Below are 21,997 nucleotides of genomic sequence, written 5' to 3' on the forward strand. Positions count from 1 at the left end.
GCTCTCTCTAGGGCAGGGGAGGAAGAACGAGATGAATACGAAGGATAGCGTGAAGCTGCGTCGGCAGCAAAAAATAAAGCAGTTGATGGAGCAGCAGCCGGCCGGCAAGGAAACGGAGATGCCTTTCTATGACGGTGGCGCGACTGACGCGCCGATCTATTACGAGCCCGCTTATCGCGAAGAAGCGATCGAGCTCGATCCGGAGACTGCTTGGAAGAGCAATCCGAATCCTTGGGCAAGCTGGCGGGAGGATGTAGGGTTCGGCGAGCATAAAACGTTCATTAAGAGCGCTTATGACCCGACAAGGCATGCGAAACCGCCCAAAAAACATCCGTTCCGGCGTGAGCTCATGTGGAAGCTCGCAATTGCCGTGCTGCTATTCGGCGGCGTGTGGGCGATGTTCGGCAACGATTCGGAATGGTCGCTTAAGGGACAGGCGATCGTGAAGAACGCGTTGACGGAAGAGATTGATTTTGCAGCGGCAGCTGCCTGGTATAAAGAAACGTTTGCAGGAGCGCCATCCTTTATTCCGATCTTCGAGGACAATAAAGGCGAGGCGATCGGCGCTGACGGAACGGTCAAACTGCCGGTCGTCGCGCCGCTTGCAAGCGGTGCGCTCGTTCGTACGTTCGCTGAGATGCTGAACGGCGTGGAACTGGCCGGCGCATCGGAGGAGACGGTTGTGGCCGTTGAGACGGGACAAGTTATCGTGATTACGGACGGAGACGACAAAGGCGCATCGATCGTCATACAGCACGCGAATAAGCGCGTAAGCGTGTACGGCAAGTTGGGCGAGACGGAAGTTAAGGTTGATGATTGGGTGGAAGCCGGCGACCCGATCGGCAAGTTGTTGAAGTCGAACGATACGGAGCCGAGCTTGCTCTATTTTGCGGTAATGGAGAATGACAAGTATGTCGATCCGCTGGACGTGATTCCGTTTGATTAAATGGAAAGGGATCGTTTGGTCGGTCCATCCGTTGTTCGTCATGATTATGTTGGCATCGGTATTCACTGGTTATTTTGCCGAGCTGTTGACGTTGTTTCTCTTAGTTATCGTTCATGAGCTTGGACATGTCATCATGGCTCGGAGCTTTGGCTGGACGGTACGGGAGGTAAAGCTGCTGCCGTTCGGCGGCGTTGCGGAGGTCGAAGAGGCCGGGGGAGTATCGGCGGCCGAGGATGCGATGGTCGCGATTGCCGGTCCTTTGCAAAATCTATGGATGGGACTGGCTGCTTGGGGCTGCGGGCAGCTCGGATTATGGGATGCAGACTGGGCAACGTATGTGTGGAAGGCGAATCTGATGATTGGCATGTTCAATCTGCTCCCGATCTATCCRCTCGACGGAGGCAAGCTGCTTCAGGCAGCGCTTAGTTACGTGATGAATTATTATTCCATGCTTATCTGGTCGGCTCGAATTAGCTTGTTGCTCAGCGCCTGTATGATCATCGGCTCTTTGCTGCCTTGGCTGATCTATGCGGACGGCATTCAATTGAACTTGCTCGTTGTCGGCTTCTTTTTGATAATGACGAACTGGACGTATTCGCGCAATCGTCCTTTTTTGTTCTACCGGTTTCTCATGCATCGGGGCCGAGTGGCGGCTCGTGTTCTAACGCGCGGCGAGCAGGCGAGTCCGCTCATCGTTAGCGGAAGACAGTCCATTCTGTCGGTCGCGCGATTATTTCGCAGGGAGCGATATCATCTCATCTATCTAGTCGAGCCTTATGACAAGCAGGTGAAGGTACTGCCCGAGCAAACGATAGTTGAGGGGTGTTTGTCGGATCATAATCCAAATCGTGCAGTATTGGAGCTTTTCAGGTAAAATAAATGAAAAGCGACTGGATGGTGATGCCCGGAATGAAGCAAATGTTCATGCACGCAAGCAGCGAAATGCTGCAGACTGCCGTGCTGCAAGACGGCCGACTTTTCGATTATTTCGTCGAGCGAGCCAAAGGAAGCGGTTTGGTAGGCAATATATACAAAGGCCGTGTCGTCAACGTATTGCCGGGCATGCAGGCGGCTTTCGTCGATATAGGAATCGGCAAAAATGCTTTTCTGTATATCGATGATTTACTCCATCCCCACCTGGAGAAGCAGCCCGAGACGAAGCCGTCGATACAGGACGTAGTAAGTGCTGGCCAAGAGCTGATCGTACAAGTGATGAAAGAGCCATTGGGCGGCAAAGGGGCAAGAGTGACCACTCACTTCTCCTTGCCGGGCCGTTGGCTTGTCTATATGCCGATTGCCGATTATATCGGCGTATCTAAGAAAATTGCAAGCGAGCAGGAGCGATTGCGGCTGCGTGATATTGGCGAGCAGCTGCGCAAAAACGAGGAAGGCTTCATAATCCGTACAGCTGCAGAAGGCGAGAACGAGCGAGCGATTGCGGCCGATGTATTAGAGCAGCGAGAGCTGTGGAGATTAATCGCGGCAAAGAGCGTGCAATCGAAAGCGCCTGCGGTGCTCCATTACGAAGCGGGTCTGCTGCGGCGTGTCATAAGGGACAATATAAAACCGGATATTGATGAGGTATGGATCGATGACCCCATCAGGCATGCCGAGGCAGCTGCTCTGCTGAAGGAGATGGCTCCGTCATTAAGCGAGCGGCTTCGACTGTACAAGCTGCCTGCATCGAAGGCGCTCTTCGACGCTTATCGAGTCAACGATCAGATTCATTCGGCTTTCGAGCGTAAAATATCGCTGCCGAGCGGCGGCTATCTCGTATGGGACAAGACCGAGGCGCTCACGGTTGTTGATGTCAATACGGGCAAGTTCATCGGCACATCCGATCTGGAGGATACCGTCTTCCAGACGAATATGGAAGCGGCCGCCGAGATTGCCAGACTGCTGCGAGTGCGGGATGTAGGCGGTATCGTCATTATAGACTTTATAGATATGGAGCAGGAGCATAATCGCGAGAAGGTACTGCATCAGCTTATGGAAGGCACTCGTCCTGATCAGACGAAATGCACGGTCGTTGGCTGGACAAGGCTTGGCCTCGTAGAGCTGACGCGCAAGAAGTCGCGCGAGAATTCTTTTGCGAATACGTGAGAATAGGTTGATCTAGGCAATAATGTATGATAAACTGTTTTGGTRTATGTCTGACACATACGTGAATCAGGCATATGGATACCGCTCCGATCAGGTAAGCAAGCGCATGCGGCATACGTCGCAAGCCACCTGGATTAGGCGAGTCTTCGAAAATAAGGAGGTGCACTAACTATGTTCGCAATTATTGAAACTGGTGGCAAGCAATACAAAGTCCAAGAGGGCGATGTGATCTACATCGAGAAACTGGACGTTAACGCAGGTGAAAATGTAACTTTTGACCGTGTTTTGGCCGTATCCAAAGGTGAAGGTCTTGTGACTGGAACTCCGGTTGTTTCCGGTGCGACGGTTTCCGCTAAAGTCGAGAAACAAGGCAGAGGCCAAAAAATCATCGTTTACAAATACAAAGCCAAAAAGAACTACCGCCGCAAGCAAGGTCATCGTCAACCGTTCACAAAAGTAACAATCGAGAAAATCCAAGCGTAAGAGGAATTTCGCGATGATTGACATTACTTTTGTCAGGCAAGCCGCTGACAGGCGTATCGTATCCTTCGCTGTCGTAGGACATGCTAAGTATGCGAAGCACGGTAAAGATATCGTGTGCGCCGGCGTATCGACCGTTACGGTTGGTACCGTCAATTCGATTGAGACATTAGCAGGCGTAGAGCTTCCCGCTCGGATGAAGGACGGCTGGCTGTCATCGGATATTCCGGTGCTCCAGGACGCCGAAGCCGACGGAAGAATGCAGCTTTTGCTTGAATCGATGGTTGTCATGCTTGAGTCGATAGCTACATCATACGGCAAACACGTCGTCTTGCATGAGACGCTTGTATAAGCGCCCTTGAGGACGAATTTTATCATTAAATTCCTTAAACAAGGAGGGAAATTACTATGTTGAAACTGAATCTTCAGCTATTCGCTTCGAAGAAAGGTGTAGGCTCCACGAAGAACGGACGTGACTCGCAGTCGAAGCGCCTTGGCGCTAAACGCGCTGACGGTCAAGTCGTATCGGCAGGAAGCATCTTGTTCCGCCAACGCGGAACGAAGATCCACCCAGGAACTAACGTAGGCATCGGCAAAGACGACACTCTTTACGCTAAGGTTGAAGGCGTAGTGAAGTTCGAACGTTGGGGACGCGATCGCAAAAAAGTGAGCGTATACCCAGTTGATCTGGCTCCGGTAGCCGCAGCAGTAGAAGCTTAATTTTTGACATTTGCATCAAGCCCCGGCCTGCATCGCGCTAGGCCGGGCTTTTTTTTGTGCTGGTAAGTGACCAGTAGTCCTCGCGCATGCTATACTGGATAAGCTAGGAAACACGGGTGAAAGTGGGTTTAATCAAATGGAACGCTTAACAACGCCTAAGTATTATGCAGCGGCATCGGTGTTACTTCCTTGCGCTGCTGTGCTTATATGGCCTTCTAAAGTGTGGTTAACTGCTGTGTTTCTCATTTGGATCATCGCTGCGGCCGGTTTCTGGATCCGGCTAGAACGGAAGGAATACGAGGAGCGCAGTGAAAGAACGATTCATTCGTTGCAGTCATCGGCTATTCGGACGTTGAACCATCATCGTCATGACTGGATGAATGATTTGCAGGTCTTGTATGGCTATATTCGGCTTCAGAAGCTGGATAAAACGGTTGATTATATGGAGAAAATAAGAGAGAAGATGGGCAACGAGAGCAGCATCGGCAGGCTTGGCAGCCCGTCACTGGTCAGCTTCATCCAATCGTTTCGGACGATGACGAATGCGCTGGAGCTTGAAGTCGATGTTAAAGGCGAGATACAACTTAGTGAATTCGCTGGTGATTGCGACAAGATTGCCGATACTCTTATACATACAATCAATGCTTATCGCTTCGCTACGAAGCCTGGGCATGGAGCTGTAGCGACGCTGCGCGTGGAGCTGTCGAAGGATAGCGGGGCGCTTTATGCGGCATTTTATTATGAGGGCGAGCTTATGAACGAACAGCAATGGAAGCAAAAAATACAACAGCAGTTGGAAGGCGCGCCTATGCAACCGATCAACTTCGAGCACCCTTATTCCAAGGTGCTGCTGAAGGCGGAATTGCGCGCTTGAACGGGGGTACACCATGTTTGTCGATAAAGCGAAAATATTTGTAAAAGGCGGCGACGGCGGCGACGGCATCATCTCATTCCGTCGCGAGAAGTATGTCGAGAACGGCGGTCCGGCAGGCGGCGACGGCGGTCGCGGCGGCGACTTGATCTTCCAAGTCGACGAAGGATTGCGTACGCTCATGGACTTCCGCTATCAGAAGCACTTCAAGGCGCAGCGCGGCGAGCGCGGCAAAGTGAAGACCATGCACGGCGCAGGCGCTGAGGATACAATCGTCCGTATCCCGCCCGGAACGGTCATCATCGATGATGATACGCAGGAAGTCATCGCGGATATGACGCGTCATGGTCAGAAGATTGTCATTGCGAAGGGCGGGCGCGGCGGACGCGGCAATACCCGGTTCGCGACAGCGAACAATCCGGCTCCGTACATTTCGGAGAACGGAGAGGAAGGCCAAGAGCGCTGGGTCGTGCTGGAGCTGAAAGTGATGGCGGACATCGGACTGGTCGGATTCCCAAGCGTAGGCAAGTCAACGCTGCTCTCGGTCGTATCCGGTGCGAAGCCGAAGATCGGCGCTTATCACTTCACGACGATTACGCCGAATCTAGGCGTTGTCGATGTCGGAGATGGACGCAGCTTCGTCATGGCAGATTTGCCGGGCTTGATCGAAGGCGCACATGAGGGCGTTGGCCTCGGCCATGAGTTTCTGCGCCATGTCGAGCGTACGAGGGTCATTATTCACGTTATCGACATGTCGGCGTCCGAAGGACGCGATCCGTTCGATGACTGGGTGAAGATCAATGCCGAGCTTTCGCTATACAACGAGAAGCTGGCGGATCGTCCGCAGATCATTGCTGCCAATAAGATGGACATGCCGGAGTCGGCTGATAATCTTGAGCTGTTCAAGCAGCAGCTTGACGAGGTGCGCGGAGAGCGGACCTATGAGATCCTGCCGATATCCTCGCTAACGAAGCAAGGAATTCAGGAGCTTCTGTACAAGGCGGCAGACGTGCTGGATACGGTCGTCGAGCAAGCTCCGGTCGAAGAAGTGAAAGATATCGAAGAGCGTAAAGTATATACGTACGAGAAGCGCGAGGAGACGACGTTCACCATCCACAAGGAGGACGAAGTATTCGTCGTCGTGAGCGAAGGCATCGAACGCTATATGAAGCGTATGAACTTGAACTCGTACGACGCTGTTATGCGATTCGCCCGTATGATGCGCAAGATGGGTGTCGATGCGGCGCTGCGTAAGCAAGGTGCGAGAGACGGCGATATGGTCAGAATCAACGACTTCGCTTTCGAGTTCTTCGAGGGCAATGATTACGATCCAAGCCGATAGTTGCAGCAGAGGCTGCATGAATTGAAATGAGAGACGGCGAATGCCGTCTTTTTTTTCGTTTATGAGACAATTAACCTACCCGCGATTTAACTATTGCCCCAAGCTGGAAATTCCGATATAATGTCCACTATAGGAATACATTTGTCTTTTTGAGGAGGACGTATAGTGACTGAGCGCTATTATGTCGTTCGAGAGGACATTTTACCGGAAGCGATTATTAAGACGATACAAGTGAAAGAGATGCTCGGACGCGGCGAGTCGCTTACCGTACATGAAGCGGTGGAGCGCGTCGGACTTAGCCGCAGCGCCTTTTATAAGTATAAAGACGGCGTATACGCGCTCAATCAGTTGGAACGCGAGCGCATCGCAACGATCTCGATGGATCTGGAGCATCGCTCCGGCGTGCTGTCCACGGTGCTGGGCCTTGTTGCCGGCCTGGAAGGCAATGTGCTCACGATGAATCAGAGCATTCCGCTGCAAGGATTCGCGAACGTCGTCATTTCGGTCGATATATCGCAGCTATCCGGGGAACTGTCATCGCTTGTCGAGACGCTCCGCAATCAGGCGGGCGTTCGCAAAGCATCCGTTATAGGGCAAGGCTAACAGCAGGCAGCAGCTTGACACATATTGGAGGGTATTATTATGAAGCCGATTAAGGTAGGTTTATTAGGTTTAGGAACAGTTGGAACAGGCGTTGTCCGTATCGTAGAAGGACACCAGGACGATCTGCAAAGCCAAGTCGGCTCTCCGATTGTAATCGAGAAGGTGCTCGTTCAAAATAAAAACAAATCGCGCAGCATTTCAATCGACGCGGACAAGATGACGGAGGACCCGTGGGAAATTATCCGCCATCCGGATATCGACGTCATCGTTGAGGTAATGGGCGGCGTAGCGCAAACGAAGGAATATATCTTGGAAGCGCTGGAACGCGGCAAACATGTCGTAACGGCCAATAAAGATTTAATGGCGATGCACGGAACGGAAATTTTGGAGAAGGCGAAGCGCCATCAATGCGACATCTTGTATGAAGCTTCGGTAGCGGGCGGCATCCCGATTCTGCGGACGCTAGTGGAAGGCTTTTCTTCGGATCGCATTACGAAGATTATGGGCATCGTGAACGGAACGACGAACTTCATCCTCACGAAGATGAGTCAGGAAGGCGCGTCGTATGCCGACGTGCTGAAGGAAGCGCAAGAGCTCGGGTATGCGGAAGCGGATCCGACCTCCGATGTTGAGGGGCTCGACGCTGCTCGCAAAATGACGATTCTCGCGACGCTTGGTTTCCACACTAACGTAGCGCTTGAGGACGTATCTGCGCAAGGCATTTCTTCGGTTACGAAGGACGATATCGCTTACGCGAAACGTCTCGGCTACGAAGTAAAGCTGCTCGGCATCGCAGAGCGTCAAGACGATCTGATCAGCGTCAGCGTTCAGCCGACAATGGTGAAGCAATCGCATCCGATCGCTTCGGTTAACGGCGTATTCAACGCTGTGTATGTGCACGGCGAAGCGGTAGGCGAGACGATGTTCTATGGCGCAGGCGCAGGCGAACTGCCGACAGCTACTTCGATCGTTGCCGATCTTGTTGCGGTTGTGAAGAACATCAAGCTTGGCGTTAACGGCAAGCAAAGCGGCGGCGCATACAAGGAGAAGAAGCTCAAGACGGATGAGCAGATCTCGTCGAAGTACTTCCTGCTGCTGCAAGTAGCTGACCGTGCTGGCGTGCTCGCACGCATTACGCAAGTGTTCGCTGATTTCGAAGTCAGCCTGGAATCGGTGCTGCAACAGCCGAACCCGAACATTGCGCAAGCGGAAATTATCGTCATAACACATGATGCGAACAAAGCGGCTATCCAAAAGGTGCTTGCAAGCTTCGAGTCGCTCGACGTCGTACACAAAGTGAAGAGCGTATATCGCGTCGAAGGATAAGGGGAATAGCAGCATGAATAATCGTCGAGTAATTGTTAAGGTGCCGGCTAGCACGGCTAACTTGGGTCCCGGCTTCGACACGCTGGGCATGGCCCTTTCGTTGTATGCATGGATCGAGATGAGCGTAGCTGATCGGACAGAGTTCCAATTCTATGGGGATCAGATGCAGGGCTTGCCTCGCGACAAAAGTAACTTACTCTATAAAGTAGCCCAGCTTGTATTTACTGAAGCGGGCGTATCCATACCTGAGCTGTCGATCTCGATGGTCAGCGATATTCCGCTGACGCGCGGCCTCGGCAGCAGCGCCTCGGCGATTATCGGGGCGCTGGCAGCGGCTAACGCGCTGATCGGCAGTCCGCTCACGGACGACAAGCTGTTCCAGATGGCAACAGCGCTAGAAGGTCATCCCGACAACGTCGGGGCCTCKCTGTTCGGAGGCATCGTCGTGTCGGCATGGGACGGCCAGCGCGCGGATTACGTGCGGCTGGCGCCGAATGAGAGGCTGGAGACGCTTGTTGCGATTCCAGCGTTCCAGCTCTCTACGGAGAAGGCGCGGCATGCGCTGCCTTCGCAGATCAGCATGGCCGACGCGGTGTTCAACGTCGGCCGCAGCTCGCTGCTCGTCGCGGCGCTGGCCAGCGGCGAGCTTGGCCTGATCCGTCATGCGATGAAGGATCGGCTGCACCAGCCTTACCGTGCAGCTCTCATCCCCGGCATGACGACCATCTTGGAGCGCGCAGCCGACTATGGCGCGCTGGGCGCAGCGCTCAGCGGAGCGGGTCCGACGCTGATCGCGTTCGTATCAACCGATTGCCCGGACAAAGGGGCGATCGAGCAGTTTCTGCTGGATACATTGAAGCAAGAGGGCATCGAAGCGGAGACGCTATGGCTAGCGCCGTGCCCGAACGGCCCACAAATAACGGTAGAGGACATATCGGCGGTTGCCCCTATGCCGCTCCCGGATCGAATTAAAGGAGAAGTTAAGGCATGAAGACAATCGCACTTTTACCCGCTGGTTCGGTATCGGATGAAGCGGCGAAACATTTTATCGGAACGCAAAATGTATCCTGGGATCACCATCGCCTCATCTCCGACGTGTTCTTATCTACCGTGAATGGCGTCAGCAATTATAGCGTCATTCCAATCGAGAATACGATTGAGGGCTCGGTCAGTCTGCATTTGGATTGGCTCGTGCATGAGGTAGACTTGCCGATACGCGCTGAGTGGGTATATCCATCGATTCAGAACCTGATCGGCAGGAAGAGCGAACTGCTTGGCGAAGACGGCGAGATCGACTTCAGCCGGATCAAGAAGGTTATTAGCCATCCGGTCGCCATGGCTCAATGCCTGCAGTTTCTTCGCAGCAAGATGCCGCAGGCGATTACCGAGCATGTAAGCAGCACCGCCGAATCCGTTCGTATCGTGCGAGATAACCAGGGTCAAGGCATCGTGGCGATCGGTACGACAACGGCCGCTGCGAATAACGGGCTTGACATACTGGCAAGCGGTGTGACCGATCATGACAACAACTATACGCGGTTCTTGCTAGTCGGACCTGAGGCGTATTCGGAGCGTCAATCGGATTCGGTGAAGACAAGCATTCTAATTACGCTGCCGGAAGACTTTCCGGGCGCGCTGCATCAGGTGCTTGCGGCGTTCGCATGGCGGAAGATCAACTTATCGCGCATCGAATCGCGTCCGACGAAGAAGAAGCTCGGTAATTACTACTTTTTCATCGATATCGATATGTCGCTGGAATCCGTGCTTCTGCCCTCGGCTTTGGAAGAAATCGAGGCGCTTGGCTGCCAAGTTCGCATTCTAGGATGTTATCCTAGCTTTACGTATGAGCAGCTCGCTGTAACCGAATAGAGATAGGATGCCGGGGATGTTGCCCTGCATATAAAGTGAAGTTAGGCCCTTATGACAAAATATGGGCCAAGCTTCACTTTTTTTTTGCGTGAAAGTGGAGACACCTGCCCATATTCTGCATAGGATGTAAGGATCGATAGCAGGCATTAGCCGTGCCTTGTTATTCAGAACGTGACAGGAGGTAATTGGCGCGTGAAAATTCATATCGTAAAAAAAGGCGAGTCGTTATACTTAATCGGCCAAAAGTATAATGTAACGCTGGAAGAAATTTTGAAGCTTAATCCGGGGATCACGAATCCGGACGCAATCGAGATCGGGATGAAGGTGAAGATTCCATCCAGTCATCCAGGGAGCGGCGGCGGCATGGACATTATGCACCAGCATGTCGTGAAGCAGGGCGATACGCTTTGGAAACTGTCCAAGTCATGGGGAGTTCCGCTTGCGGACATGATTAAAGCGAATCCGCAGCTCAAAAATCCGAATGTGTTATTGACCGGCGAGATCGTTAACATCCCGAAGGTAGGCACGACGCCGTCTGATGTGACAGGTCTTCCGGGCACGACCGTGGCGCAAAGCGCTGGCAATCAGAAGTCGCTTATGCAGAACGTCCAAGGCTGGGTCGGCAAGCTTAGCACGGCGCCTATCATAGGCAAGACACCGACCGGACCGGCCACGACGACGCCTGGCAAGACGTCTACTGCGCCAGCTGCCGGGAAGACACCAACAGCGCCGATCGTCACTCCAACGCCTCCAGCGCCGTTGCCAGCTCCTCCTCCGGCAGCTGTGAAGCCAGCGCCAGAGAAGACAAAGCCGGCTGAGAAAATCAAGCCAGCCGAGAAGACGAAAGCAGCGGCAGAGAAAACACTTCCGATCGAGAAGCCGGTTGAGAAAAAATTATCGCCTATTCATTCGGAGTATCAACCGAACGTTGATCTGTTCAAGCAATATGGCATTCCTGCAACGGAAGCGATGTCGTTGTACGATTTGYCGAAAGCGCCAGAAGCCGTATCGCCAGCTATGCAACAGCCTATTTACGGCGGTTACGGTAACGGCTATGGCCAGCCGATGGTGCACCCTGCACAGATGGGAACGGGCTACGGCAATTGGCAGCAGCCTACGCCGTTCAGCCCTATGGTCAGCCCAGCAGCTGAAAATGCTGCAAATGCTTTGAACGCGATGAATGCTGCTCATGCAGCCAACGCAGCCAATGTAGCTCCACTGGCGAATGCTGCTAATGTGTCCCCTTTAGCGAACACGGCTCATGCCGCCAACGCAGCTAATGTGGTTCAAGCAGCAAATGCCGAAGAATGTCCGCCGGGAATGGTCATGACGACGGGAGGCTACGGCTACGGCAATCCGTTCGTGTCCCCGCAAAGTGAAGGGCCTTGGGGATATGGAGCGCCAATGGTAAGTCCATTTACTCAAGGGCTTGGTGAAAACAACAGTCCGCTTGTAGCAGGAGCCAGCACATTGCCGGAGCAAGACCATTACGGTCACGGCATGGTGTCCCCAGCGTCCTTGCAGCCAGAGTACGGCCACTACGGTCATGGCATGGTTTCTCCAGCATCCGTACAGCCTGAATATGGTCACTACGGCTATGGAGGCATGGTGTCCCCGGCATCCGTACAGCCTGAATATGGCTACTACGGCCAAGGTGCTGTATCGCCAGCATCCATGCAGCCGGATTACGGGTACGGCGGGGCCGTCTCACCGATTGCCGGCGGCCATGGGTACTATACGCCATATCCAACATGGCCGCAAACAGCAGGAGCCGGAACGGGCCCTAGCAATGATTGCGGCTGCGGCGGAGAGCGCGAACCGCAGGTGGGCGCGAACGTGTCTGAAATTAGCGAATCACCAATCGGAACCAAGCCGGCTGTGGCGAAGAAGTCTGCCAAGAAGGCCGTTATCCGCACGATCTCTACTCGCTCCAGCAAACCAAAGAGCGGGTTCAGCCGTCCATGGATTAATCGATAAGCAAATGCAAAGCAGAGAGCAGGCGAGGAGACAATCTCCTGCCTGTTCTTTGTATGTTCAAAACATTTGGCGCTTATTGAATAATTAGGAAGCAGTGGTGCACACTAACAGCAAAAATACAATAAAGGGGTCTTCCTTATGATGGAATTCAGCCTTTGGAAGCAGCTAAAACGACGTTTGCGCCGCAAACGAAGACCGTTATGGATGTTGGGAGGTTTGTTGCCTCTCCTTATTATGACTGTTGCCATTCCACAGCAGGCATATGCAGTCCTTTCTGTGGAAGACAATCACGCGACAGTCCTCCAGGCGCTCCGCAGCCAGCATGGGCCGGTTACGGTTAACGTTCACCGGCTGTACGTATGCGGAGAAGAGATGAGGCCGCTTGGACGCATCGATTCCAAGCAGCTTGTCCAGCTGCTTACCGCTCATCCCGAATGGGAAGCGGCAGCTTTTGATCAAAGCAACGGCAGTCTATTGATTGAGCATCATGTCGACGATTTGTCGGCCTACTGCAAGAGCCATGCCTATATCGGAATGGATAAGGACGGCAACCTAACCTTGTTCGACGGCGAGCCGAAAAAAGAGAAGGTCGTGCGGACTTTTTTCCAACTGGATGTCCGTTACATGGAGAGCAGCCTACCGCAGGACAAGCTGGATCAACTGACTCGGGGCATACGGATTAGCGATATCGACGAATATAACAGCGTATTATCGACGTTCAGCGATTTTGCACGATCAGATAACGAGAAAGTGATGAAACCGTCGTACTAGATTGCAATTAAGAAGAGCGGCCTGTTCAATCAGGTCGCTCTTCTTGTTATGTCGGTGCTAGACGGATGATAGGCTCGAAATATCAAACGCGCGTTCTCATTCTCGGCAAGTTTTGCTATAATGGAAGGATGATTAGTGTTCATTGAGGGAGTTGGCGGGTTGCGAGTACTAGGAATTGACCCCGGTATTGCGATAGCGGGCTTTGGATTTATTGATAAGATGGGACATAAGCTGACCCCCGTACAATATGGCTGCATTCAGACTGAGGCGCATACGCCTCCCGAGGAGCGGCTGCTCCAAATCTATGAAGCCGCAGGCGCGCTCATGGATAAATACAAGCCGGATTCCGTTGCCGTCGAGAAGCTGTTCTTCAATCGCAACGTAACGACCGCGTTTGCCGTCGGTCAGGCTAGAGGCGTTATTATCCTTGCCGCTGCGCAGCGGAAGCTGCCGGTAGCGGAATATACGCCGTTGCAAGTAAAGCAGGCTGTCGTCGGATACGGCAAGGCGGAGAAGCGACAGGTGCAGGAAATGGTCAAAATGTTTTTGAAGCTGTCTGCTATTCCGAAGCCGGACGATGTGGCCGATGCGCTCGCCATAGCGATTTGTCATGCCCATTCGGCTGTATTGACTCAAAAAATAAATGAGGTGAACCGTTCGTGATCGATTTTTTAAGAGGACTTGTCGTACATATGGATACTGAGTACATCGTCATGGACGTAAGAGATACAGGCTATCGCGTGTTCACGCCTAATCCGTATGCTTTCGCGAAGAAGGAAGAGGCGGTTACCGTCTATATTCATCATCATGTTCGCGAGGACGCCATTCTGTTATTCGGCTTCGAGACACGCGAGGAGCAGACGTTATTCCGCAAGCTGCTGGAAGTGTCGGGCATCGGTCCGCGCGTTGCGCTTGGCATTCTCTCAGCCGGCAAGCCGGAAGCCATCATATCGGCCGTACATAACGAGAACATTGCATTCTTGACGAAGCTGCCGGGCATAGGCAAGAAGACGGCGCAGCGCATTATATTGGATCTGAAGGATAAGCTTGCAAACTTCGGAATGAATACCGGCTTGTTCGCGATTGGCGGACTGTCTCCGGATATGGAGGGCGCTGCCGGTTCGAAGCAAGGTGCGGGCACGGCATGGCAGGAAGCGCGCGAAGCATTGATCGCGCTTGGTTACACGGCTGCTGAGTTAGACCGCGCTTGGAGCGGGCTCGAGCAATCCGTTACGGCGGAGGACAGCGTAGAAGTATTGATGAAACGGGCATTGCAGCAACTGTTCAAAGGTTGACGGAAGGAGAGTAAGCTTACATGGATGATCGAATCATATCCGCTAACCTGATGATGGAAGACCAGGCAGCCGAGTTTAGTCTTCGTCCGCGTTATTTGGGCGAATACATCGGGCAGACGAAAGTGAAAGAGAACTTAACGATATATATCGAAGCAGCTAAGATGCGCAAGGAAGCGCTTGACCATGTGCTGCTCTATGGGCCGCCGGGGCTCGGCAAGACGACGCTGTCCAACATTATAGCCAATGAGCTTGGCGTTAATCTGCGGACGACGTCCGGCCCTGCGATCGAGAGACCGGGCGATCTTGCAGCTCTGCTGACGAATCTGCAGGAGGGCGACGTACTGTTCATAGATGAGATTCATCGTCTTCATAGAACGGTCGAAGAAGTGTTGTATCCGGCGATGGAAGATTTCGCCCTCGATATTATGATCGGCAAAGGTCCGAGCGCAAGATCCGTTCGCCTTGACTTGCCGCCATTCACGTTAATCGGCGCCACAACGCGCGCGGGCTTATTGTCTGCTCCGCTTCGTGATAGATTCGGCGTCGTTAGCCGATTGGAGTTCTATACGGTGGACGAGCTTGCCTTCATTATCTCCCGCACCTCCGAAATATTGAATGCGGGTATTGTCGGCGAAGCGGCTATGGAGATCGCCCTGCGTTCAAGGGGGACGCCGAGGATAGCCAATCGCCTGTTGAAGCGGGTTCGTGACTTCGCGCAGGTTCGCGGCGACGGCATCATCACGCAGGAGATTGCTGGTCTAGCGCTTGAATTGCTCCAAGTCGACCCGATGGGACTGGATAGCATCGACCACAAGATGCTTCATGCGATGATGACGACTTTCTCAGGCCGTCCTGTCGGACTAGATACAATAGCCGCAACGATCGGCGAAGAGAGTCAGACGATAGAGGATGTGTACGAGCCGTATTTGATGCAAATCGGATTTCTGCAGCGAACGCCTCGCGGAAGGATTGCTACCGAGCAAGCCTACCGCCACTTAGGAATTCCTTATCCGGACGGAAACCGGTAATCAATGCCGGCAACAGCACATTGCACATAAGGAGAGGAGTAAGATCATGTCCGTAAATATGAAGCGGCTCGCGCTTTCAGCGCTGTCCGCCTTGCTGCTTATATCGTTATGCGCTGCGATTCCCGCGCAGGCAGCAGTACCCAAGCTCGATACGATCCGAGTCGCTATGTTCTTACAATTGCCTGGGAAATATACTGACACTACTGCTGCCGCCACATTCTCGGCAGCTGGCGGGCTGTCGATCGGCTTAAGAACGCCAAGCGGCGTTCAGAAATGGTTCCAGACAGCAGCAGGCTCGCAAACAAGGTTTGCATTGGACAGCTTCAAGGTGAAGGTGTTCAAATCATCCAACTTCGCATCCGCTCAAGCCGCTTACAAGCGTATTGTTGCAGCGAAGGGAGCGGGCTATCTAACTTCGGCGGCGAAGAAAGGAACGATCGTCTATCAGGTCACCGAAGGTACCTATGCGACGCTAGCCGATGCGAAGACAGCTATGACGCGTTGGGCGACAGATGCAGATCTTGCTAAGCTGACAGCTGGGTACAAGTCTTCGGTGCAAGGTGTGCTTCGGTTGGAGACACCGGCAATCGCGAATAAGGCAGCAGCCGTAACAACTATGAACAGCTACGCGGCTGCCGGCTTGGATGCGTATGTAGCTGTACGCGCATCGGCTGCAGGAGCTGCTGTATATTCGGTAATGGTCGGCTCAGCTGCCGACGCAGCGGAACTGCAGATCGTTAAGGCTGCTGCAGCGGGTGTAGCTGGCGCAGCAACGCTCAAGCAAGCCGACGCGGCAGCGCCATATTTGCTGCTGAAGAACGATCATGCCGTTACCGGCAAGGCGGAGAGCAGCCTTGAGCTTTACAGCTTCCCGCAAGCAGCCATGAAGATATGGATCGAATCGCTTGCAGCCGACCCTATTAAATTGACGGAGAGAAGCGGTCGTACCTACCGAGGACAATTCGAGCTCAGCTCGCTTAACGGGGCAATGGCTGTTGTTAACGAGCTTCCTTTCGAGCAATATTTGTATTCGGTAGTTGGCAGCGAAATGTATGCCACTTGGCCGGCGGAAGCACTTAAGTCACAGGCCGTTGCGTCGCGTAACTATATCCTCTCCAAAGGATTTGGTTTCCAAATCGCCAATGTCGTCGATACCGTGCTAAGCCAAGCCTATAATGGCGTTGGTTCAGAGCGGCAATCAACGATCGATGCCGTCGAGGCGACTCGGGGCGAAGTGTTAATGTATAACGGCAAGCTGATCGAAGCGTTGTATTCATCGAATGCCGGAGGCATGACGGCGGATGCGACAGAAGCATGGAATAATTCGATTGCATACTTGCAAGCGATAAAGAGCCCGGATAATTCTTCTGAGACAGGCTTGAAGAGCTGGTATAGGGTCGTGCTTTCAAGCGGCTTGATCGGTTATATCCGTGAGGATCTGCTTAACGATACGGGCTCGACGACGGCTGCCGGAAGTAAAATCATGCAAGTAAATACAGACAGCACGAAAGTGAGGCAGCATCCCGTTATTCAAGACACGATCACGTTGATCGCGACCGTTAATTCGGGAACGAAAGTGACGGTGCTGGAGAAGACGATCGAATCCAATTCAATGACTTGGGTTAGAGGGCCTTATAAACCGGAAGAGCTGCTCACGGTTATTAATGCGAGAGTGAAGACGAAGATAGCAGGTCCGATTCGGACGCTTGAGGTTAGTGGGCGCGGGCCATCCGGCCGAGCGACGGAAATAATGGCTAATGGAACGAAGCTAGACGTAGCGAATCCCGATGCGTTCAGATCCACGCTAGGCGTACAGGGCTCATTGCCTAGCACGAAGTTCCAAATCGATGAGACTGCCAAGGTTGCTATGATCGGCGGGGGCTCTCAGCAAAGAATGAAACCTAATGACAGCAGTCCCGTATATAGCATTGGCGCCGGCGGCAAGACGACAGAGCTTACGGATACGAATCTGTTCATTCTAGACGGCAAAGGCAATCTCAGAGCAGCAACGAAGGAGCCTTCGTTCCGATTTGTCGGAACCGGCTACGGACACGGAGTTGGAATGTCCCAGTTCGGAGCGCTTAGCCTTGCACAGCAAGGGTATGACTACCAATATATTTTGAAATACTACTATAAAGATGTAACTATCGCTAAGGAATGATTGCAACGTTATGAACGTAGATTGGTTTGACTTTGAATTGCCAGAGGAACTTATCGCGCAGACGCCTCTGCTGGAGCGTACCGCTTCAAGGCTGCTTGCGCTGAACAAACGGACAGGTGATATCGAGCATCGCACCTTCACCGACCTGGAGCAATATGTCCAGGAGGGAGATGTTCTCGTATTGAATRATACGAGAGTGATGCCGGCAAGACTTATGGGCATGAAGAGCGATACAGGCGCCAAGGTTGAGCTGCTCCTCTTGAAGCAGCTCGAAGGAGATCGTTGGGAGACGCTTGCCAAGCCCGCCAAACGCTTGAAGATCGGCACTCCTCTTTCTTTTGGCGACGACGGCAACGGTAATCCGTTGTTGCGGGCGTATATTGAAGAAGAAGGCGATATGGGTGCRAGAGTCGTGCGGTTCGAATATGAAGGTATATTCCCCGAGCTGCTGGATCGACTAGGCGAGATGCCTCTGCCTCCTTATATTAAGGAGCGGTTGGAGGAGAAGGAACGTTACCAAACGGTATATTCGAAGCATGAAGGTTCGGCAGCTGCGCCTACCGCAGGACTTCACTTTACGAAGGCGTTTCTGGAGCGGCTTCAGAGCAAAGGCGTTAAGCTTGCTTACGTAACGCTGCATGTTGGTCTTGGCACCTTCCGTCCGATGTCGGCGGAGAAGGTAGAGGACCATGAGATGCACGCCGAATATTATGAGCTGGATGAAACGAACGCGAAGCTGATCCGTGAAGCTAAGGCTGAAGGTGCCCGTATTATCGCAGTTGGGACAACCTCCTCTAGAACGCTAGAAACGGTCGCACAGCGTTATGGAGATGAGCCGATTGGGGCGTGCAGCGGCTGGACTTCGATATTTATTTTTCCGGGCTATGAATTTAAGCTGGTGAATGCGTTGTTAACGAACTTCCATTTGCCGAAATCAACGCTCGTCATGCTCGTCAGCGCTTTGGCGGGACGCGATCATATTATGGCTGCTTACCATGCTGCGATTGAGGAACGATATCGGTTCTTCAGCTTCGGCGATGCGATGTTTATTTATTAACTATAGAAATAGGGTGCGAGAGCAGTGGCAGTCAAATACGAATTTATTAAACAATGCAAGCAATCGGGAGCGCGTCTAGGACGCGTTCATACACCGCATGGCGTGATCGAGACACCGACTTTCATGCCTGTAGGCACGCAAGCGACAGTGAAGACGATGAGCCCTGAAGAACTTAAGGCAATGGATGCCCAAATCATCCTTAGCAACACCTATCATTTATTTCTGCGGCCTGGCCATGATCTCATTAAGCGTGCGGGYGGGCTGCATAAGTTCATGAACTGGGATCGTCCGATCCTGACGGATAGCGGCGGCTTCCAAGTATTCAGTCTAAGCGAAATGAGAAAGATCACAGAAGAGGGCGTTCATTTCCGTTCCCACTTGAATGGTGACAAGCTGTTCTTGTCACCGGAGGTGGCAATGGAAATTCAGAATGCGCTCGGTCCGGATATTATGATGGCATTCGATGAGTGCGCGCCGTATCCGGCTGAGTACGACTATGTGAAGCAGTCTCTTGAGCGGACGACTCGTTGGGCAGAGCGCTGCTTGAAGTCTCATGCAAGGCCGCATGATCAAGCGTTGTTCGCAATCGTTCAAGGCGGGATGTTCAATGATTTGCGCATTCAGAGCGCTAAGGATTTGACTTCCATGGATTTCCCGGGGTATGCTATTGGTGGACTAAGTGTAGGCGAGCCTAAGCATCTTATGTATGATGTTCTGGACCATACCGTTCCCATTCTGCCTGCCGACAAACCTCGTTACTTGATGGGCGTCGGTTCGCCTGATGCTTTGATAGAAGGGTCCATCCGCGGTATCGATATGTTCGACTGCGTTCTGCCGACCCGGATTGCCCGTAACGGGACAACGATGACAAGCACGGGAAGACTCGTCGTACGCAATGCAAAGTACGCAGAGGACTTTGGTCCGCTTGACCCGAATTGCTCTTGCTATACATGTACGAACTATTCGCGGGCTTACATACGGCACTTGCTTAAAGCAGACGAGACGTTTGGCATGAGGCTGACAACGTATCACAATTTGCACTTCTTATTGCAACTCATGAGGGACGTTCGCCAAGCGATAATGGATGACCGGCTGCTTGATTTCCGGGATGAATTCTTTACGCGGTACGGCCTGTTCGATAATGAGAAAGGGTTTTGAAAGGGGGGATTACGATGTGGCTAGCAGCAGATGCAGGTGGCGGTACTAATATTTTAGGAATGATTTGGCCGTTTCTTCTTATGTTTGCGGTATTTTATTTTCTTCTAATTCGTCCGCAACAGAAGAAGCAGAAACAACGTTCGTCCATGCTTAACCAAATCAAGAAGGGTGACAAAATCACTACGATTGGCGGTTTGCACGGAACGGTAGTAGAGTTGACTGACGATACGGTTATTATTCGCGTAAACGATACGACGAAGATGACGTTCGAGCGCAGCGCGGTTAATACAATCGTGAGCGCGGCTCCTACAGCAGCGGTTGACTTGGAGAAATAAGCTTATACATGTAAAGGAGTTGTCCTGCTAGGTTGCGTTAGCACCTGTCGGACAGCTCCTTTTTTAATTGGATTGTATCCGTTTGAATGGAGCTCGGAGACTGTCGTTTCATTATGGGCACTCCAGCCCTAAATCGAAGTACAAGACCTCTCTTGCAGATGTTGCGTTTGCCTGTATTTCATACAGGCTAAGCGGTCCTAATTGCCTGTAAAGTGACTTTTGAATGGAATTGATACAGCCAAAACCGGCCATTTAGCCCTCAGTAGACTTTTTCCGTCCATTTGACTGCACAAAATCCACTGAAACTCCGAAATCTTCTCGTTCCTATCCTTTTGACTGTATGAAATCCATTCAAAAAATCGAGCACATCTCTACTAGGCAGAATGAATCAACAGTCTTAATCGTCCAAGCTAATGAGGAGGGAGAGATGATATTGGTATTGGTTATTATGGGTCAAACGGATAGTAGGCAAGCTTCGGCGACTAACTGGGAGTAGTATGCGCTTATTTTCGCATATTAACGCCAATCATCCCTCCAAAAGCGCCTGCAAGCGCTGCCGCGCCAACAATAAGCGCACTGCGGAGCGTAATCGATGCATCAGATGCCAAGAAACTGATTATTAATACGATTAGACCGTATATTAGTCCTAATAAAGCTCCGTAGTACCAACCGCGCTTCTCCGTTCGTTTCCCTGTTGCGAAGCCGCCCGTCAAAGCTGATACAGCATGGACAATGAGCGCTCCCGATGGCAGATTCGCTTCCTTCATACTGGTGAAGTGCAGCAGAATCGACAAGAGCAATGCGCCAGCCGCCAGCCACAATATCGAAAAAACRATTCCCGCCGCTATCGGTGAAGAGATGACCATAGCTTTAGGACCTTGCTTGATCGAGTTCATCATTCGTTTCATCCCGCCTTTTCGTACGTATTATTAATCCTTATGGTCAAGCTTGATGGAATATTACGGCTTGTCATGTTTTATTCAAGTTGGAGGGGGCATTTGCTGTTGCCAATTATTCGTCTGTCGCCGCTCGTATGATGTCTGGAGGCTGAGGCTAGAATAGCTTTACGGACAACAACAACTGAACACAGTTGGCATAACATGTCGAGGAGGCGGATTCCAGTGGAGTTTTGGAGCCTGTTAGTCCGGACGGTTATTATTTATTTCGTTGTATTTCTCATCATGAGGTTCATGGGAAAACGCGAGATAGGCAAGTTATCGGTGCTTGATCTCGTTATTTCGGTTATGATTGCCGAGATTGCGGTCATTGTCATCGAGGATGTGGGACGGCCGATGTGGGACGGCATACTGCCGATGGTCGTGCTCATGCTTATTCAAGTGGGGAGCGCTATCGTTTCGATGAAAAATCGCAAGCTTAGGCTGCTGCTCGACGGAAAACCGAATGTCATTATCGACAAGGGTAAGATTAACAAGGATATTATGCGCAAGCAGCGCTATAACTTGGATGACCTTATGCTTCAATTGCGTGAAAATAAAATCAGCTCCGTAGCCGACGTTGAATTTGCGATCTTGGAGACGAGCGGCAAGCTGTCCGTCATTCCTAGGGAGAACACGGCTGCAGCGGATGAATTGAATGACGGCACCGACGAGGAGTCAACCGAGAGAAGTACGTCTTCTATCGCTATCGCGGAAGCGGATGAACAGAAGGTTAAGCCGGAATGGAGGAAAAACATCATTCCTCCTCATTATCGGTTCGAAATATTGCCGATACCGCTTATTATGGACGGCAAAGTGCAGGATGAAAATTTAAGCAAAATGGAAAAAACGAGATTTTGGCTCAAAAATGTGCTGCAGGAAGAAGGCGTAACCGACTTTAAGGACGTATTCTTCTGTACGATCGATCATCGCGGCAAACTATTCGTCGACACGCATAAGCGACGTCCGAACTAAGAGCAAAAGACAGCGTAGAGGCTACTCTATACGCTGTCTTTTTTT

The 21,997-nt window shown here is 52.1% G+C and carries 23 protein-coding genes; 22 read left to right on the forward strand and 1 reads right to left on the reverse strand.

What is annotated here, in order from left to right:
• Positions 1–31: 31 nt before the first annotated feature.
• The 21 genes from AB4Z33_RS05255 (at position 32) to yajC (ending at position 20,042) form a co-directional block, all read left to right on the forward strand.
• Positions 32–946 (forward strand): peptidoglycan DD-metalloendopeptidase family protein, encoded by a 915-nt coding sequence (locus AB4Z33_RS05255; RefSeq protein WP_442048921.1) that lies wholly within the window; start codon positions 32–34, stop codon positions 944–946.
• Positions 939–1,820, forward strand: a complete 882-nt coding sequence (locus AB4Z33_RS05260; protein ID WP_442048922.1) for a M50 family metallopeptidase — start codon at positions 939–941, stop codon at positions 1,818–1,820. The genes AB4Z33_RS05255 and AB4Z33_RS05260 overlap by 8 nt, the downstream gene beginning before the upstream one ends.
• A 35-nt stretch (positions 1,821–1,855) precedes the next feature.
• Entirely contained in the window at positions 1,856–3,049 is a 1,194-nt protein-coding gene (locus AB4Z33_RS05265) for an Rne/Rng family ribonuclease (protein ID WP_442048923.1), read from the forward strand.
• 171 nt (positions 3,050–3,220) lie between these two features.
• The gene (gene rplU / locus AB4Z33_RS05270) at positions 3,221–3,532 is read left to right on the forward strand and encodes a 50S ribosomal protein L21 (protein ID WP_337099530.1); all 312 of its coding nucleotides are present in this window, start codon (positions 3,221–3,223) and stop codon (positions 3,530–3,532) included.
• Between the two features lie 13 nt (positions 3,533–3,545).
• On the forward strand, positions 3,546–3,881 hold the full coding sequence (locus AB4Z33_RS05275; RefSeq protein WP_337099529.1) for a ribosomal-processing cysteine protease Prp: 336 nt from the start codon (positions 3,546–3,548) through the stop codon (positions 3,879–3,881).
• 56 nt (positions 3,882–3,937) lie between these two features.
• Positions 3,938–4,249, forward strand: coding sequence for a 50S ribosomal protein L27 (gene rpmA, locus AB4Z33_RS05280; protein ID WP_337099528.1), 312 nt, complete (start codon positions 3,938–3,940; stop codon positions 4,247–4,249).
• Positions 4,250–4,385: 136 nt separating this feature from the next.
• A complete protein-coding gene (locus AB4Z33_RS05285) occupies positions 4,386–5,123 on the forward strand; it encodes a Spo0B domain-containing protein (RefSeq protein WP_442048924.1) in 738 nt (245 codons plus the stop codon).
• A gap of 13 nt (positions 5,124–5,136) precedes the next feature.
• Positions 5,137–6,462, forward strand: coding sequence for a GTPase ObgE (obgE, locus tag AB4Z33_RS05290; protein ID WP_442048925.1), 1,326 nt, complete (start codon positions 5,137–5,139; stop codon positions 6,460–6,462).
• A 165-nt stretch (positions 6,463–6,627) separates the two neighbouring features.
• Positions 6,628–7,065 carry an ACT domain-containing protein gene (locus tag AB4Z33_RS05295; RefSeq protein ID WP_337099525.1) on the forward strand — a complete coding sequence of 146 codons (438 nt, stop codon included), beginning with the start codon at positions 6,628–6,630 and terminating at the stop codon, positions 7,063–7,065.
• A 39-nt stretch (positions 7,066–7,104) separates the two neighbouring features.
• A complete protein-coding gene (locus AB4Z33_RS05300) occupies positions 7,105–8,391 on the forward strand; it encodes a homoserine dehydrogenase (RefSeq protein WP_337099524.1) in 1,287 nt (428 codons plus the stop codon).
• Between the two features lie 13 nt (positions 8,392–8,404).
• Positions 8,405–9,382: a homoserine kinase gene (gene thrB, locus AB4Z33_RS05305; RefSeq protein ID WP_442048926.1), complete on the forward strand. Its 978-nt coding sequence runs from the start codon at positions 8,405–8,407 to the stop codon at positions 9,380–9,382.
• Positions 9,379–10,260 (forward strand): prephenate dehydratase, encoded by an 882-nt coding sequence (gene pheA / locus AB4Z33_RS05310; RefSeq protein WP_442048927.1) that lies wholly within the window; start codon positions 9,379–9,381, stop codon positions 10,258–10,260. The genes thrB and pheA overlap by 4 nt, the downstream gene beginning before the upstream one ends.
• Before the next feature lie 192 nt (positions 10,261–10,452).
• The gene (locus AB4Z33_RS05315) at positions 10,453–12,237 is read left to right on the forward strand and encodes a LysM peptidoglycan-binding domain-containing protein (protein ID WP_442048928.1); all 1,785 of its coding nucleotides are present in this window, start codon (positions 10,453–10,455) and stop codon (positions 12,235–12,237) included.
• Between the two features lie 138 nt (positions 12,238–12,375).
• The gene (locus AB4Z33_RS05320; RefSeq protein WP_442048929.1) at positions 12,376–13,008 is read left to right on the forward strand and encodes a BofC C-terminal domain-containing protein; all 633 of its coding nucleotides are present in this window, start codon (positions 12,376–12,378) and stop codon (positions 13,006–13,008) included.
• Positions 13,009–13,167: 159 nt separating this feature from the next.
• Entirely contained in the window at positions 13,168–13,671 is a 504-nt protein-coding gene (ruvC, locus tag AB4Z33_RS05325; RefSeq protein WP_337099519.1) for a crossover junction endodeoxyribonuclease RuvC, read from the forward strand.
• Entirely contained in the window at positions 13,668–14,303 is a 636-nt protein-coding gene (gene ruvA, locus AB4Z33_RS05330) for a Holliday junction branch migration protein RuvA (RefSeq protein WP_442048930.1), read from the forward strand. Before ruvC ends, ruvA begins: the two co-directional genes overlap by 4 nt.
• A gap of 20 nt (positions 14,304–14,323) precedes the next feature.
• Entirely contained in the window at positions 14,324–15,331 is a 1,008-nt protein-coding gene (gene ruvB, locus AB4Z33_RS05335; RefSeq protein WP_337099517.1) for a Holliday junction branch migration DNA helicase RuvB, read from the forward strand.
• Positions 15,332–15,377: 46 nt separating this feature from the next.
• Positions 15,378–17,492 (forward strand): SpoIID/LytB domain-containing protein, encoded by a 2,115-nt coding sequence (locus AB4Z33_RS05340; RefSeq protein WP_442048931.1) that lies wholly within the window; start codon positions 15,378–15,380, stop codon positions 17,490–17,492.
• 10 nt (positions 17,493–17,502) lie between these two features.
• A complete protein-coding gene (queA, locus tag AB4Z33_RS05345; RefSeq protein ID WP_442048932.1) occupies positions 17,503–18,549 on the forward strand; it encodes a tRNA preQ1(34) S-adenosylmethionine ribosyltransferase-isomerase QueA in 1,047 nt (348 codons plus the stop codon).
• A gap of 24 nt (positions 18,550–18,573) precedes the next feature.
• A complete protein-coding gene (gene tgt / locus AB4Z33_RS05350; protein ID WP_442048933.1) occupies positions 18,574–19,707 on the forward strand; it encodes a tRNA guanosine(34) transglycosylase Tgt in 1,134 nt (377 codons plus the stop codon).
• 14 nt (positions 19,708–19,721) lie between these two features.
• The gene (gene yajC, locus AB4Z33_RS05355) at positions 19,722–20,042 is read left to right on the forward strand and encodes a preprotein translocase subunit YajC (RefSeq protein WP_337099513.1); all 321 of its coding nucleotides are present in this window, start codon (positions 19,722–19,724) and stop codon (positions 20,040–20,042) included.
• Positions 20,043–20,545: 503 nt separating this feature from the next.
• Here yajC and AB4Z33_RS05360 read toward each other — a convergent pair.
• A complete protein-coding gene (locus AB4Z33_RS05360; protein WP_442048934.1) occupies positions 20,546–20,941 on the reverse strand; it encodes a TIGR04086 family membrane protein in 396 nt (131 codons plus the stop codon).
• Between the two features lie 222 nt (positions 20,942–21,163).
• On the opposite strand from AB4Z33_RS05360, the gene AB4Z33_RS05365 reads away from it, so the two are divergent.
• The gene (locus AB4Z33_RS05365; protein ID WP_442048935.1) at positions 21,164–21,952 is read left to right on the forward strand and encodes a YetF domain-containing protein; all 789 of its coding nucleotides are present in this window, start codon (positions 21,164–21,166) and stop codon (positions 21,950–21,952) included.
• Positions 21,953–21,997 lie beyond the last annotated feature (45 nt).

It is taken from the genome of Paenibacillus sp. 2TAB19, assembly GCF_052115185.1.
In the GTDB taxonomy this organism is placed as follows: domain Bacteria; phylum Bacillota; class Bacilli; order Paenibacillales; family Paenibacillaceae; genus Pristimantibacillus.

Coding starts and splice junctions, on each gene's coding strand:
- obgE (WP_442048925.1), top strand. CDS start 5,137: ATGTTTGTCGATAAAGCGAAAATATTTGTAAAAGGCGGCGACGGCGGC.
- AB4Z33_RS05285 (WP_442048924.1), top strand. CDS start 4,386: ATGGAACGCTTAACAACGCCTAAGTATTATGCAGCGGCATCGGTGTTA.
- AB4Z33_RS05320 (WP_442048929.1), top strand. CDS start 12,376: ATGATGGAATTCAGCCTTTGGAAGCAGCTAAAACGACGTTTGCGCCGC.
- AB4Z33_RS05255 (WP_442048921.1), top strand. CDS start 32: ATGAATACGAAGGATAGCGTGAAGCTGCGTCGGCAGCAAAAAATAAAG.
- rplU (WP_337099530.1), top strand. CDS start 3,221: ATGTTCGCAATTATTGAAACTGGTGGCAAGCAATACAAAGTCCAAGAG.
- ruvB (WP_337099517.1), top strand. CDS start 14,324: ATGGATGATCGAATCATATCCGCTAACCTGATGATGGAAGACCAGGCA.
- AB4Z33_RS05300 (WP_337099524.1), top strand. CDS start 7,105: ATGAAGCCGATTAAGGTAGGTTTATTAGGTTTAGGAACAGTTGGAACA.
- rpmA (WP_337099528.1), top strand. CDS start 3,938: ATGTTGAAACTGAATCTTCAGCTATTCGCTTCGAAGAAAGGTGTAGGC.
- yajC (WP_337099513.1), top strand. CDS start 19,722: ATGTGGCTAGCAGCAGATGCAGGTGGCGGTACTAATATTTTAGGAATG.
- pheA (WP_442048927.1), top strand. CDS start 9,379: ATGAAGACAATCGCACTTTTACCCGCTGGTTCGGTATCGGATGAAGCG.
- AB4Z33_RS05265 (WP_442048923.1), top strand. CDS start 1,856: ATGAAGCAAATGTTCATGCACGCAAGCAGCGAAATGCTGCAGACTGCC.
- AB4Z33_RS05340 (WP_442048931.1), top strand. CDS start 15,378: ATGTCCGTAAATATGAAGCGGCTCGCGCTTTCAGCGCTGTCCGCCTTG.
- AB4Z33_RS05275 (WP_337099529.1), top strand. CDS start 3,546: ATGATTGACATTACTTTTGTCAGGCAAGCCGCTGACAGGCGTATCGTA.